Source organism: Clavibacter michiganensis subsp. tessellarius (genome assembly GCF_021922985.1).
Lineage (GTDB): Bacteria > Actinomycetota > Actinomycetes > Actinomycetales > Microbacteriaceae > Clavibacter > Clavibacter tessellarius.
Genome location: NZ_CP040788.1, coordinates 2,041,100 through 2,054,325 on the forward strand (window position 1 = coordinate 2,041,100; position 13,226 = coordinate 2,054,325).

The 13,226-nt window shown below is 73.0% G+C and carries 13 protein-coding genes; 9 read left to right on the top strand and 4 right to left on the bottom strand.

What is annotated here, in order from left to right; all coding sequences use genetic code 11:
* Positions 1–30: 30 nt before the first annotated feature.
* Positions 31–3,519, bottom strand: a complete 3,489-nt coding sequence (gene rpoB / locus FGG90_RS09430; protein ID WP_094127730.1) for a DNA-directed RNA polymerase subunit beta — start codon at positions 3,517–3,519, stop codon at positions 31–33.
* Positions 3,520–3,824: 305 nt separating this feature from the next.
* Here rpoB and FGG90_RS09435 point away from each other — a divergent pair, with 305 nt between their 5' ends.
* Genes FGG90_RS09435 through FGG90_RS09460 form a run of 6 tightly spaced genes read left to right on the top strand, consistent with a single transcriptional unit; the run spans position 3,825 to position 8,441 of the window.
* Positions 3,825–4,493, top strand: coding sequence for an MBL fold metallo-hydrolase (locus tag FGG90_RS09435; RefSeq protein ID WP_094127727.1), 669 nt, complete (start codon positions 3,825–3,827; stop codon positions 4,491–4,493).
* 53 nt (positions 4,494–4,546) lie between these two features.
* The gene (locus FGG90_RS09440; RefSeq protein ID WP_094127724.1) at positions 4,547–5,404 is read left to right on the top strand and encodes a spermidine synthase; all 858 of its coding nucleotides are present in this window, start codon (positions 4,547–4,549) and stop codon (positions 5,402–5,404) included.
* A gap of 46 nt (positions 5,405–5,450) precedes the next feature.
* A complete protein-coding gene (locus tag FGG90_RS09445; RefSeq protein WP_094127721.1) occupies positions 5,451–6,635 on the top strand; it encodes a PQQ-dependent sugar dehydrogenase in 1,185 nt (394 codons plus the stop codon).
* A gap of 10 nt (positions 6,636–6,645) precedes the next feature.
* The gene (locus tag FGG90_RS09450) at positions 6,646–7,176 is read left to right on the top strand and encodes a hypothetical protein (RefSeq protein WP_094127718.1); all 531 of its coding nucleotides are present in this window, start codon (positions 6,646–6,648) and stop codon (positions 7,174–7,176) included.
* Between the two features lie 36 nt (positions 7,177–7,212).
* Positions 7,213–7,725 carry a SprT-like domain-containing protein gene (locus tag FGG90_RS09455; RefSeq protein WP_094127715.1) on the top strand — a complete coding sequence of 171 codons (513 nt, stop codon included), beginning with the start codon at positions 7,213–7,215 and terminating at the stop codon, positions 7,723–7,725.
* A complete protein-coding gene (locus FGG90_RS09460; RefSeq protein WP_094127712.1) occupies positions 7,722–8,441 on the top strand; it encodes a CGNR zinc finger domain-containing protein in 720 nt (239 codons plus the stop codon). Before FGG90_RS09455 ends, FGG90_RS09460 begins: the two co-directional genes overlap by 4 nt.
* 10 nt (positions 8,442–8,451) lie before the next feature.
* On the opposite strand, the gene FGG90_RS09465 is transcribed toward FGG90_RS09460, so the two are convergent.
* From FGG90_RS09465 to FGG90_RS09475, 3 genes are all read right to left on the bottom strand, one after another.
* Positions 8,452–8,754 carry a DUF427 domain-containing protein gene (locus tag FGG90_RS09465; protein ID WP_086517219.1) on the bottom strand — a complete coding sequence of 101 codons (303 nt, stop codon included), beginning with the start codon at positions 8,752–8,754 and terminating at the stop codon, positions 8,452–8,454.
* A gap of 218 nt (positions 8,755–8,972) precedes the next feature.
* Entirely contained in the window at positions 8,973–9,563 is a 591-nt protein-coding gene (locus tag FGG90_RS09470; protein WP_094127709.1) for a 2-phosphosulfolactate phosphatase, read from the bottom strand.
* Positions 9,547–10,047, bottom strand: coding sequence for an EVE domain-containing protein (locus FGG90_RS09475; RefSeq protein WP_094127706.1), 501 nt, complete (start codon positions 10,045–10,047; stop codon positions 9,547–9,549). Before FGG90_RS09475 ends, FGG90_RS09470 begins: the two co-directional genes overlap by 17 nt.
* Positions 10,048–10,116: 69 nt before the next feature.
* On the opposite strand from FGG90_RS09475, the gene FGG90_RS09480 reads away from it, so the two are divergent.
* The 3 genes from FGG90_RS09480 to FGG90_RS09490 all read left to right on the top strand — a co-directional run bounded on the left by FGG90_RS09480 (position 10,117) and on the right by FGG90_RS09490 (position 13,155).
* On the top strand, positions 10,117–10,674 hold the full coding sequence (locus FGG90_RS09480) for a hypothetical protein (protein ID WP_094127703.1): 558 nt from the start codon (positions 10,117–10,119) through the stop codon (positions 10,672–10,674).
* Positions 10,675–10,727: 53 nt separating this feature from the next.
* Positions 10,728–11,375 (top strand): DUF1684 domain-containing protein, encoded by a 648-nt coding sequence (locus FGG90_RS09485; protein ID WP_094127700.1) that lies wholly within the window; start codon positions 10,728–10,730, stop codon positions 11,373–11,375.
* Between the two features lie 235 nt (positions 11,376–11,610).
* Positions 11,611–13,155: a DEAD/DEAH box helicase gene (locus tag FGG90_RS09490; protein WP_094127697.1), complete on the top strand. Its 1,545-nt coding sequence runs from the start codon at positions 11,611–11,613 to the stop codon at positions 13,153–13,155.
* Positions 13,156–13,226: the final 71 nt, after the last annotated feature.

A 13,226-nucleotide genomic window follows, 5' to 3' on the forward strand; every position in this document is an offset into this window, starting at 1 on the left:
GAAAGCTTCGAGTCGAAAGTCGTGTCGGGCTTAGATGTCGTCGATGCTGGACGACTCGAAGCGGGTGGAGATGTTGATGCCGAGCTCCTCCGCCGCGCGGAAGACCTCGTCATCCGTGTCGCGCAGGCTGACCGCCTGGCCGTCCGCCGAGAGGACCTCGACGTTCAGGCAGAGGGACTGCATCTCCTTGATCAGGACCTTGAAGGACTCGGGGATACCCGGTTCCTGGATGTTCTCGCCCTTGACGATGGCCTCGTACACCTTCACGCGGCCGAGGATGTCGTCCGACTTGATGGTGAGGAGCTCCTGGAGCGCGTAGGCCGCTCCGTATGCCTCGAGCGCCCACACCTCCATCTCGCCGAAGCGCTGGCCGCCGAACTGGGCCTTACCGCCCAGGGGCTGCTGCGTGATCATCGAGTAGGGCCCCGTCGAACGCGCGTGGATCTTGTCGTCCACCAGGTGGTGCAGCTTCAGGATGTACATGTAGCCGACCGAGACGGGCTCGGGGAACGGCTCGCCGGAGCGGCCGTCGAACAGGCGCGTCTTGCCGCTGGACCCGATGAGGCGGTCGCCGTCGCGGGTGACCGTCGTCGAGTCGAGCAGGCCGGCGATCTCCTCCTCGAGCGCTCCGTCGAACACCGGGGTGGCGACCTTCGTGCCGGCCGGAGCCTGGCGCGCGTGGTCCGGGAGACGCTCGGCCCACTTCGGCTGGCCCTCGACCTCCCAGCCCTGCTTGGCGATCCACCCGAGGTGGGTCTCCAGGACCTGGCCGAAGTTCATGCGGCCGGGGATGCCGAGCGGGTTGAGGATGACGTCGACCGGGGTCCCGTCGGCGAGGAACGGCATGTCCTCGACCGGCAGGATCTTGGAGATGACGCCCTTGTTGCCGTGACGGCCGGCCAGCTTGTCGCCCTCGGTGATCTTGCGCTTCTGCGCGATGAACACCACGACGCGCTGGTTGACGCCCGAGCCGAGCTCGTCGTCGCCGTCCTGCGAGTCGAAGACCTTGACGCCGATGATCGTGCCCTGCTCGCCGTGGGGCACCTTCAGGGACGTGTCGCGGACCTCGCGGCTCTTCTCGTTGAAGATCGCGCGCAGCAGGCGCTCCTCGGCGCTGAGCTCGGTCTCGCCCTTCGGCGTGACCTTGCCCACGAGGATGTCGCCGGGGCGGACCTCGGCGCCGATGCGGATGATGCCGCGCTCGTCGAGGTCGGCGAGCAGCTCCGGGCTGACGTTGGGGAGGTCGCGGGTGATCTCCTCCTTGCCGAGCTTGGTGTCGCGCGCGTCGACCTCGTACTCCTCGATGTGGATGGAGGAGAGGGTGTCGTCCTTGACCAGGTTCTGGCTCAGGATGATGGCGTCCTCGAAGTTGTGGCCCTCCCACGGCATGAACGCGACGAGCAGGTTCTTGCCGAGCGCGAGCTCGCCGTTCTCCGTGGCGGGGCCGTCGGCGATGACCTCGCCGGCCTCGATGCGGTCGCCGGCCGAGACCAGGACGCGGTGGTTGTAGCTCGTGCCCTGGTTGGAGCGGTCGAACTTGCGCAGGTAGTAGGTCTGCGTGCCGCCCTCGTCGAGCTGGATGGTGACGACCTCGGCCGACACCTCCTGCACGACGCCCGAGGCGTCAGCCGTGAGGACGTCGCCGGCGTCGACCGCCGCGTAGCCCTCCATGCCGGTGCCGACGAGCGGGCTCTCGCTGCGCAGCAGCGGGACGGCCTGACGCTGCATGTTCGCGCCCATGAGGGCCCGGTTCGCGTCGTCGTGCTCGAGGAACGGGATGAGCGAGGTCGCGACCGACACCATCTGGCGCGGCGACACGTCCATGTAGTGGACGTTCTCCTTCGCGACGAGCTCCACCTCACCGCCCTTGGGGCGGACGAGGACGCGGTCCTCCGCGAAGCGGAAGTCCTTCGTGAGGGGCGCGTTGGCCTGGGCGACGAGGAACTCGTCCTCCTCGCTGGCCGTGAGGTAGTCGATCGTGTCGGTGACCACGCCGTCGACGACGCGACGGTACGGGGTCTCGATGAAGCCGAACGAGTTGATGCGGGCGAACGACGCCAGCGAGCCGATCAGGCCGATGTTCGGGCCTTCCGGGGTCTCGATGGGGCACATGCGGCCGTAGTGCGACGGGTGGACGTCGCGGACCTCGACGCCGGCGCGCTCACGGGACAGACCACCCGGGCCGAGGGCCGAGAGGCGGCGCTTGTGGGTGAGGCCCGCGAGCGGGTTGTTCTGGTCCATGAACTGCGACAGCTGGCTCGTGCCGAAGAACTCCTTGATCGCGGCGACGACGGGGCGCACGTTGATCAGGGTCTGCGGCGTGATGGCCTCGATGTCCTGCGTGGTCATGCGCTCGCGGACGACGCGCTCCATGCGGGACAGGCCGGTGCGCACCTGGTTCTGGATGAGCTCGCCGACCGCGCGGATGCGGCGGTTGCCGAAGTGGTCGATGTCGTCCACGTCGAGGCGGAGCTCGACGGGCTTGCCGTCGCGCGTGCCGTTCATCTTCGTCTCGTTCGCGTGCAGCGAGACGAGGTACTTGATGGTCGCGAGGATGTCCTCGACCGTGAGCACCGAGTCGGTGAGCTGCTTGTCGATGCCGAGCTTGCGGTTGATCTTGTAGCGACCCACCTTCGCCAGGTCGTAGCGCTTCGGGTTGAAGTAGAAGTTGTCGAGCAGCGCGCGGGCGGCCTCGGCGGCGACCTGCTCGCCGGGACGGAGCTTGCGGTAGATGTCCTTGAGGGCCTCCTCCTTGGTGAGGATGGAGTCCTTCTCGAGCGTGAGCTCGATGGACGCGACGCCCTTGAACTCCTCGAGGATCTGCTCGCTGGTGAGGCCGAGGGCCTTGAGGAACACGGTGACCGACTGCTTGCGCTTGCGGTCGATGCGGACGCCGACCTGGTCGCGCTTGTCGATCTCGAACTCGAGCCAGGCGCCGCGCGAGGGGATGACGCGGGCGGAGTAGATGTCCTTGTCGGAGGTCTTCTCCTGCTGGCGCTCGAAGTACACGCCGGGCGAGCGGACGAGCTGGGACACGACGACACGCTCGGTGCCGTTGATGATGAACGTGCCCTTCTCCGTCATGAGGGGGAAGTCGCCCATGAAGACCGTCTGGGTCTTGATCTCACCCGTGAGGTGGTTCATGAACTCGGCCTCGACGTAGAGGGGGGCGGAGTAGGTCTTGCCCCGCTCCTTGCACTCGTCGATGGAGTACTTCTGCTCCTCGAGGTACGGGTTCGTGAACCCGAGCTGCATGGTCTCGCCCAGGTCCTCGATGGGGGAGATCTCCTCGAAGATCTCCTCGAGGCCGGAGTTGAGGGCCAGGTCGGTGCGACCCTGCGCGGTGCCCTCCTCGACCCGGCGCTTCCACGCGTCCGAGCCGACGAGCCAGTCGAAGCTCTCGGTCTGCAGCGCGAGCAGGTCGGGGACGGTGAGGGTGTCAGTGATCTTCGCGAACGAGAGCCGCGATGCGTCGCGACCGTTCTTGGGAGTGGGAGTTGCGTTGCGCGCAGCAGCCAAGGAAATTACCTCCGTGGGCCCCGTCGGGCTCCGATGTCGTCGATACGCCGAGACCGACCCGGGTGGTGACCCGTGCCGATCCTGATGGAGTTGCTCGCCACACCTCGCGGGTGGGGCTCGGGATGGACCCGAGCGCACACGATGACCGACCGCAATATGAAGGCAAAAGGGAGTGGGAGCGCAAAGGATCACCATACGGGTCGCGACGCGCCATGTCCAGCGGAATCTTGCATCCTCGGCGTGTCTCGGTGTATAACGTCCGGTCGCCCTCCCGCCGGGCGTCCCGGCACGCGTAGCGTCGGGGCATGAGCTCCCCCTGGCACGTGACCCCCGGCGGCCCCTCGCACGTGCACCGGGCGGGCGACGTGGAGATCCGGAAGGCCTCCGTCGGGCCCATGGACAACGACGCGTACCTCCTCACCGACCTCGACTCCGGCGAGCGCCTGCTCGTCGACGCGGCGGCCGACGTCGACCGGCTGCTGGCGCTCGTGGCGGAGCCGGATCCCGTCGGCCGGCTCGCGGTCGTCGTCACGACCCACGGCCACGCGGATCACCACGGCGCGCTGGCGGCCGTGCTCGACGCGACCGACGCGACCAGCGCCGTGGGCGCGGCGGACGCCGGCGACCTGCCGGTCGACGCGGACCGGCGCCTCGCGCACGGCGACGCGGTGACGTTCGGCGGCGTGACGCTCGAGGTCGTCGCGCTCCGCGGCCACACGCCGGGGAGCGTCGCGCTCGTGCTCCAGCCGGGCGACGGCAGCACGCACCTCTTCACGGGCGATTCGCTCTTCCCGGGCGGGGTCGGGAACACGCAGGGCGACGCCGCCCGGTTCGCGCAGCTCATGGACGACGTGGAGGAGCGCCTGTTCGCCCGCTTCCCCGACGACGCGGTCGTGCACCCGGGCCACGGGGACGCGACGACGCTCGGCGCCGAGCGCGGATCCCTCGCCGCGTGGCGCGCGCGCGGCTGGTGACGGGTCGCCCGGCGGCCGGGACCAGGGCCGGGACGGGCGCCTAGGCTGAGGAGATGCCCGAGCACCCGTCGACCGTCCTGTCCCTGAGCGGGCACCGGGCCGTCATCGAGCCCGACCGGTTCGTGCCGGGCGCCCACCAGCTCGTGGTCGACGGGACGCCCCAGTCGCACGTCAACATGGACGACCCGGGCGAGCTGTTCTTCGAGTACGTGCAGCGCATGGGCCACGTCATCGACCTGCTCGGCGACCCCGGGCAGCCCATCACCGCGCTGCACCTCGGCGCCGGCGCGCTGACCATCCCGCGGTACGTCGAGGCGACGCGGCCCGGATCCCGCCAGCAGGTCATCGAGCTGGAGCAGGACCTCGTCGACCTGGTGCGCGAGCACCTGCCGTGGTCGCGGAAGGCCTCCATCCGGCTCCGCTACGGCGACGCGCGCGACGTGCTGGGGCGGCTGCCGCAGGGGCTCCGCGGATCCGTCGACCTCGTCGTGACGGACGTCTTCAGCGGCGCCCGCACCCCCGCCCACATCACGAGCCGCGAGTTCCACGCGGAGGCGGCCTCGTTCCTCGCGCCCGGCGGGATCATGACCGTCAACGTCGCCGACGGGCACGGGCTCGCGTTCGCGCGCGGCCAGGCCGCGACCATCCGGGACGTCCTGCCGCACGTCGCCGCGCTGGCCGAGACGCAGGTCCTCAAGGGCCGCCGCTTCGGCAACGTGGTGTTCGCGGCGTCGGCCACGCCGCTCCCGTTCGACTTCGTGCCGCGCCTGCTCGCGGGCGGCCCGCACCCCGCCAAGGTCGTCGAGGGCCGCGAGCTCGCCGACTTCATCGCGGGCGCGTCCGTCGTCACCGACGCCACGGCCGTGCCGTCCCCCTCCCCCGCCCGCAGCGTCTTCCAGACGAGGCCCTGACCGGGCACCCCCGGGCGACGTCGCCCGCCGATCCACCGGAGTCCCCATGAACCGCCGCTCCCGCACCCGCCCGGCGCGCGTCGCCGCGCTCGGGTTCGCCGCCCTCGTCGCGCTGACGGGCTGCACGAACGACGACGGGTCGCCCGTGGACGTGCGCGCGACGGAGCCGCCCGCGCCCGCCCCCACCAGCACCGACGCCGCACCGGCGGGCGTCGCGCCGTCGGGCACCCCGTCCGCGATCACGACGGGCCTCGTGTCGCCGTGGTCGACCGCCGAGCTGCCGTCGGGCGCGCTGCTCATCAGCGAGCGCGACACGGCGCGCATCGTCGAGGTGCTCGGCGACGGGACGACGCGCACGGCCGGCACGGTCGCGGGCGTCGGACCGCTCGGCGAGGGCGGGCTGCTCGGGATCGCGGTGCGCGAGGCCGAGGGCGCCACGCAGCTGTACGCGTACCTGACGAGCCCCACCGACAACCGCATCGTCCGCATGGACGTCACGGGCGAGCCGGGATCGCTCGGGCTCGGCCCGGCGGAGGACGTCGTGACGGGGATCCCGCGCGACGCGAACCACAACGGCGGCCGCATCGCGTTCGGCCCCGACGGCATGCTCTACGCGACCACGGGCGACGCGGACCTCCGCGATGCGGCGCAGGACCCGATCTCGCTCGCCGGCAAGATCCTCCGCCTCACGCCCGACGGGCAGGGCGCCCCCGACAACCCGACGCCCGGCTCGCCCGTCTACTCGCTCGGGCACCGGAACCCGCAGGGCATCGCGTGGGACGCCGAGGGCAACCTCTGGTCCGCCGAGTTCGGGCAGGACACCTGGGACGAGCTGAACCTCATCGTGCCCGGCGGCAACTACGGCTGGCCGGTCGTGGAGGGCGCGACCGACGACCCCGCCGACGACGGCTACGTCGACCCCGTGCGGCAGTGGGCCACCGACGACGCGAGCCCGAGCGGCATCGCGGTCGCGGGCGACACGATCTTCATGGCGGGCCTCGGCGGCCAGCGCCTGTGGGTCATCCGGCCGGGCGCCGTGGTCACCGACCCTATCCCCGACGACCGCGTGACCGAGTTCTACACGCGCGAGTTCGGCCGGATCCGCGACGTGCAGGCCGCGCCCGACGGCTCGCTGCGCATGCTCACGAACAACACCGACGGACGCGGCACGCCGCGGGACGGCGACGACAAGCTGCTCCGGGTCGAGCTCATGCCGATCCAGGCGGGATAATCTCTTCCTCGTGACAGGCACCGCGATCATCATCGGCTACGACAGGGACACCCTCCGGGAGAAGGTGGACCTGCGGGCGGCCGGCGAGCGCCTGGACGAGCTCGAGAACCTCCGCAGCCTCTCCGCCATCACCGAGAAGGTGGCGCTCCTGCGCATGCTCGGCCGGCTCGACGAGGCGTGGGACATGGCGAACGCCGCGGTCCGCCAGGCGCGCTTCACGGGCGACCGGGAGACGCTGCTCGCGTGCCGCATCCGCCGCGCCCAGGTGCAGCAGTACCAGGGCAAGCTCGACATCGCGCTCCAGGACCTCGGCGGCTGCGTCGACGAGGCCCGCGCGCACGAGTGGTACGCGCTGGAGGCCTTCGCGCTGCAGCACCGCGGCAAGGTGCACTTCGACCGCGGCGACTACCGCCACGCCCTCTCCGACTTCGAGGACGCGTACACGCTCCGCACCCGCGAGGGCCTGCCCAGCGACCAGCTCGAGAGCTCGGCGCTCGCGATCGACGTCGCCAAGGAGCGCATCGCCGCCCAGCCCGCGTGATGGGCCCCCTCCTCCCCCGGCCGTCGGCGGCCGGCCGTGGCTGACCTCGCCCGGGTGCGGATCTGGGCCGAGGCCTTGATCGCGCTGCACCTCGACCCGTCGTGGACCTTCGCGTTCGACCACGCCCGCACGCGCGCGGGCGCCTGCCACTACGGCGAGAAGCGCATCACGGTGTCGCGGCACCTGGCGGGGCGGTTCGAGGACGACGAGATCCACCAGGTTCTGCTGCACGAGGTCGCGCACGCGCTCGCCGGATCCGGCGCGGGCCACGGCCCGAGGTGGAAGGTCACGGCCGCCGAGCTCGGCTACGAGGGGTCGCGGCTGCACTCGGGCGCCGTCGCCGAGGAGCTCGCGCCCTGGGTGGGCGCGTGCCCGGCGGGCCACGCGCACTTCCGCTACCGGAAGCCGACCCGGCCGCTCGCCTGCGGGCTGTGCTCGAAGCGGTTCGACCGGGCGCACCTCATCGCGTGGACGAAGCGCGAGGTGCCGTCGGGCGCCGCGGCCTCGGCGTCCGCCCGCTCCGCCGCCGGGCGCGAGGGCGCCGCATGAGCCGGGCGCCGGGATCCGAGCGGCCGACGGGCCAGTGGATCGACGACCCGGACGGCCTGCGCTGGTTCCTCGACACGGGCGCCGTGAGCCTCGACCTCGCCTACACGGGCGCGCTCGGGGATCCGGAGCCGCGCGAGACGCTGCCCGACGCGGCCGCGCTCGGCGCATGGCTGAGCGAGCACCTCGCGCCCGTCTCGGAGCCGGGCGAGCGCGACGTCGCGGACGCCCGGACGCTCCGGCAGGCCATCGGCGACATCGCGGCGGCCATCGCCGACGGCCGGGACCCCGCGCCGCGCGACGTCGACGTGCTCAACCTCTACGCCGCGACGCCGGACCTCCCGCCCGCGCTCGACGGCGGATCCCGCCAGGCCGGCCGCGCGCTCGCCCGGCCCGCGCAGGCGCTCGCGTCGGCGGCGCGCGACGCGGTGGCGGTGTTCGGGGCGGGATCCGAGCGGATCCACCGCTGCTCGGCCGACGACTGCACCGTGCTCTACCTGGACACGACGCGCTCGGGCACCCGCCGGTGGTGCTCGATGCGACGCTGCGGCAACCGCGCCAAGGTGCGCGCCCACCGCGCGCGGCAGCTCCGGGAGCGGCGGACCGGGGTCCCGGCCCGCGTGGCTCCCGTCCGGCCGGCGACCCCGGCGGAGGCCGCACCCGTCCCCGTCCCCGGGGACGACGACGGCCCGGGAGCCGGAGCCCCCGAGCCGTCGTGACGGGTCCGCGTCACTCGCTGACGCGGACCTCCTTCCAGAACGCGACGTAGCCGCTGTAGTCGCGGCCGACGCGGTCGAACGACGACGGGATGGGCGTCGGGTACGACCACGCGCGGTCCTGCAGCACGGTGTCGCCGTCCTTGACGGAGTAGTACTGCGTGTCGCCCTTCCACGGGCAGTGGTACGGGGTGGCGGTCTCCGCGAGGAGCGACATGTCGACGCTCTGGGGCGGGAAGTACCAGTTGCCCTCGATCTCGATGAGGTCGTCCTTGGGAGCCTCGGCGACGGTGACGCCGTTCAGCAGTGCCTTCATGGGGTGCCTTTCCTGACGATGCGTGCGTCGCGCGGGCGGCGGCGCCTGGAACAGGGGAACACGCGCGACCGGGAGCCTGTTCCCGCGGCGGCCGACGGCGTCGCGATCCGGCCAGGGCGGGCCGGGCGTCGCGGCGGCCCGGCGGAGCGGGCGTCGCGGGCCGACGTCGCGGCGGCCCGGCGGACCAGGCAACCCGGCGGATCAGACGGCCCGGCGGATCAGGCGTCGCGGTGGAGGCGGTGCACGACCACGTCGGCGGGACCCGCGGCGAGCGCCCCGGCGACGAGCCCGTCGTGCCCCGCGGCGTCGAGCCGGCGGGCGGAGACGCTCGCGGTCACGAGGTGCCCCACGGCCGGCCGGAGCTGCTGGTAGGCGGCGCAGGCGACGGCGGCCTCGGGCGACGTGGCGTCGATCCCCAGGGCGGCGAGCGCGTCGACCACGGCACCCGCGGCGAGCTGGTCCTCGGCGCACGCGCGCCAGGATCCGTCGGCCTCGACCGCGCCCGCGGCCACGACGGCCACGTATGCCCGGCGGCCGAGCGCGGTCTGGAGGGCGAGGATCCAGTCGGCGACGGCCGGGGCGTCCGCGAGGCCGGCGCTCACGACGGCCGGGCGCGCGGGCATGGTCGCGAGGACCTCCTCGCGGCGGGCGACGGTGGGCGGCGGCACGGACGGCAGCGCGTCCACCCAGACGATGACGTCGGCACCGGTCGCGATGCGCCGGGCCCCGGCCACGCCGCCGTCCAACCGGACCTGGTAGCGGGCCTGCGTCGACGGGTCGGGGTGCGCGGCGTCAGCGGAGGAGGTCACGATCCGATGCTACGGGCGTCCACGGACCGGATCCTCCGCGGATGACGCGGCGCGACGGCTCGGGCGCCCCGCGGCGCATCGCCTGCCGGATCACCTCGAAGTCGTCGCGCGTGATCTCGAGGAGCCCCGGCGCGAGCTTCCGGCCCCACTCGAGGGAGTCGCGCGTGAAGTCGAGCACGGGGACGAGCGGGCGGATGGGCGCGTCGACCGCGCCGAGGTCCCAGTCCATCCGGCGGCGCCACGGCCGCCACTCGCCCACGCGGCCCTGGTACGGCGCGGCGTCGGCGACCCGGCCGATCGCGGTGAAGGAGCGGAGGAGCTGCCCGTCGGGGTACGACTCGCGCGGCGAGTAGTAGACGAAGCCGTCGGCCTCGCCGAGCCGCTCGACGGGCTCGCGGGCGCCGCGGTTGACCTGCGCGATGCCGAGGTCCAGGCCGTCGAGCACGCGGTCGCGGGAGACGACGCCCACCCAGTACCTGATCATGTCCGTCCCATCCTGTCCCACCGCGGACGGGCGGCGGGCACGCCCAGCCGCGCGGAGCACACTGGGGGCATGCGCGTGCTGCTGAAGACCATCCTCGACTGCGATCCCGACGCCGCCTGGCGCGCGCTCCACTCGCCCACCGTGATGCGGGAGGTCGCGGGCCCGCTCGTCGACTTCGTGCCGCTGGAGGACGGCGGCTTCCCCACCAGCTGGGACGGCCGCGAGCACGTCGCCGCGATGCAGACCGGGCCGTTCACGGCCGGCCGCCAGAGCATCCGCCTCCGCGACATGAAGCCGCGCGTCGAGGGCGTGCGCATCGTGCGCGACGACGGCCACGGGCTCTCCGGCCTCATGTCCATCCCCACGAGCATGCGGCACAGCATGGCCGTCTCCGCGGATCCCGCCGGCCCCGACGCCGACGGCCGCGTCAAGACGCTCTTCCGCGACCAGCTCGAGTTCGAGGCCGGGCTCCTCGGCCCCGCGATGTGGCCGACCTTCTGGGCCTTCTGGCAGTGGCGCGCGTTCCGGCTGCGCCAGCTCGCGCCGACGTGGGCGTACGACTGGGAGCCGGACACCGAGGACGACGCGGAAGCTACCGCCGACGGCGCGGGCGTGTCCGCCGCCTGACGACCGCCTCGTCGGCCGGGCGCCGCGCGCGGCCCGACGCGTACGGTGTCCCCATGCCCTCCGCCGAGACCGCCCTCCACGTCGCCGACTGGCGCCGCCGCACGCACGAGATGTACGCGGAGGTGCGCTGGGTCGCGCAGACGGATCCCGCGGCCGCGCACGCGCTCTGGCGCCGGACCCGCGACGACATGTTCCGCAGCCACCCGGCCACGCCCCTCCTGCCCGAGCACCGCGCGGACTTCGACCGGCTCGACGTGGCCGACTACGACCCGGCCTGGCGGTTCGAGTTGGAGATCCACGACGACCGCGGCGAGGAGCGCCACGAGGTCGAGACGGGCACCGACGGCGTCGTCCCGTTCGAGCTGCTCGGATCCGTGCACCTCCCCGCCGCCGAGGGCCGCGACGCCGGCAGCCTCGACGTCTGGCGCCTCGCCAGCTACGGCGGCGGCCTGCACCTGCCCGTGAAGGACGCGTCGCACCGGCGCGCGGGCGGCACCTACGGGGGCGGCCGCTACCTGCTCGACACGGTGAAGGGATCCGACCTCGGCCCGGGCGCCCCGGGCTCGATCGTGGTCGACCTCAACTTCGCCTACAACCCCTCCTGCGCCTACGACCCGGAGTGGGCGTGCCCCCTCGCGCCTGCCGGGAACGTGCTCGGCTTCGAGGTGCCCGTGGGCGAGATGGGCTACCTCCCGAGCTGACCTGCTACGGTGGGGGCACTTGCGAGCACATCACCGTGCTCCCTGCGTCGAGAGAACGCGTTCCCTCCTCGCCCCGATCAGATCGCCGCACAGGCCGACGGGGTCGAGTGACATCTTTCTTACGGCGAACGGATGCGCCCATCGGCGCCTTCGCCATCCTCCGCTTCCGTGCGTCGTCGCACCTCCCGAGAACGCACGTCGGGGCGGACACCTGCCTGGAAAGGCGAACCCCCCTATGTCCACTGACACCTTCGGCGCGCTCGGCGTGCCCGCCCCCCTCGTCTCCGCCTTGACGGCAAACGGCATCACGACGCCGTTCCCCATCCAGGTCGACACGCTCCCCGACACGCTGAACGGCCGCGACGTCCTCGGCCGCGGCAAGACGGGCTCCGGCAAGACGCTCGCGTTCGCCATCCCGATGATCGCGCGCCTCGGCGGCGGCCTCGCCGGCGGCCGTCGTCGCCCGGGCCGCCCGCTCGGCCTCATCCTCGCGCCGACCCGCGAGCTCGCCACGCAGATCACGGCCGCCATGGCGCCGCTGGCCGAGGCCTACAACCTCACCACCACGACGATCTTCGGCGGCGTCTCGCAGCAGCGCCAGGTCGCGGCCCTCAAGGCCGGCGTCGACGTGGTCGTCGCGTGCCCCGGCCGCCTCGAGGACCTCATGAAGCAGGGCTTCGTGAACCTCGACGCCGTGGAGATCACCGTCCTCGACGAGGCCGACCACATGGCCGACCTGGGCTTCCTGCCCGTCGTCACGCGGATCCTCGACAAGACCCCGAACACCGGCCAGCGCATGCTGTTCTCCGCCACGCTCGACAACGGCGTGGACAAGCTCGTGCGCCGCTACCTGCACGACCAGGTGCTGCACTCCGTCGACGAGGCGAACTCGCCCGTCGCGGCCATGACGCACCACGTGTTCGAGGCGACCGACGTCGAGGCCAAGCGCCTCCTCGTGCAGAAGCTCGCGTCCGGCTCCGGCCGCCGCATCCTCTTCATGCGCACCAAGCACCACGCGAAGAAGCTCGCGAAGCAGCTCACCGACTCGGGCATCCCGTCGGTGGACCTGCACGGCAACCTCTCGCAGGTCGCCCGCGACCGCAACCTCGCGGCCTTCGCGGCCGGCGACGTCAAGGTCCTCGTGGCCACCGACGTCGCGGCGCGCGGCGTGCACGTCGACGACATCGAGCTCGTGATCCACGTCGACCCGCCGGCCGAGCACAAGGCGTACCTGCACCGCTCGGGCCGCACGGCGCGCGCCGGCTCCGCGGGCGACGTCGTCACGATCATGCTGCCGGCGCAGCGCAAGGACGTGCAGCTCCTGATGCGCAAGGCCGACATCCACGTCACGCCGCAGCAGGTCACCGAGTCCTCCCACGCCGTGGCCGAGCTGACGGGCGCCGTCGCGGCGTACGTGAAGCCCGCGCCCCGCGAGACGAAGTCGGTCCGCGAGACCACCCAGCGCCAGTCGCAGGGCGGCCGCGCGAACGGCGGCGGACGCTCGCAGGGCGCCAACGCGCAGCGCAAGCGCGCGGCCCGCGACGGCGCGCCCGTCGGCGGCGGTCGCCGCGAGGGCGCGGCATCGGGTCGCCGCGACGGCGCCGCATCGGGCGGACAGCGCGGCGGCACGCCCCGCACGTTCAGCACCTCCTCCGAGGGCTTCGGCGGCGGCTCGTCCGCCGCTCCCTCGCGTCCCCGCCAGGACCGCCCCGCGGCCTCCGGCGGCGCCGCGGCCGGCGGTCGTGCGCGCACGCACCGCCGCGTCTCCAGCGGACGCTAGACCGCACGGCGCGCCGCGCGCGCCGGCATGGCATCGAGGGCCCCCGTCGACGACGGGGGCCCTCCGTCGTC

Bases quoted from the DNA above. Each gene is read 5' to 3' on its own strand.
- FGG90_RS09475 (WP_094127706.1), bottom strand. From the start codon at position 10,047: ATGATCAGGTACTGGGTGGGCGTCGTCTCCCGCGACCGCGTGCTCGAC.
- FGG90_RS09490 (WP_094127697.1), top strand. From the start codon at position 11,611: ATGTCCACTGACACCTTCGGCGCGCTCGGCGTGCCCGCCCCCCTCGTC.
- FGG90_RS09460 (WP_094127712.1), top strand. From the start codon at position 7,722: ATGAGCCGGGCGCCGGGATCCGAGCGGCCGACGGGCCAGTGGATCGAC.
- FGG90_RS09485 (WP_094127700.1), top strand. From the start codon at position 10,728: ATGCCCTCCGCCGAGACCGCCCTCCACGTCGCCGACTGGCGCCGCCGC.
- FGG90_RS09440 (WP_094127724.1), top strand. From the start codon at position 4,547: ATGCCCGAGCACCCGTCGACCGTCCTGTCCCTGAGCGGGCACCGGGCC.
- FGG90_RS09445 (WP_094127721.1), top strand. From the start codon at position 5,451: ATGAACCGCCGCTCCCGCACCCGCCCGGCGCGCGTCGCCGCGCTCGGG.
- FGG90_RS09435 (WP_094127727.1), top strand. From the start codon at position 3,825: ATGAGCTCCCCCTGGCACGTGACCCCCGGCGGCCCCTCGCACGTGCAC.
- FGG90_RS09465 (WP_086517219.1), bottom strand. From the start codon at position 8,754: ATGAAGGCACTGCTGAACGGCGTCACCGTCGCCGAGGCTCCCAAGGAC.
- FGG90_RS09480 (WP_094127703.1), top strand. From the start codon at position 10,117: ATGCGCGTGCTGCTGAAGACCATCCTCGACTGCGATCCCGACGCCGCC.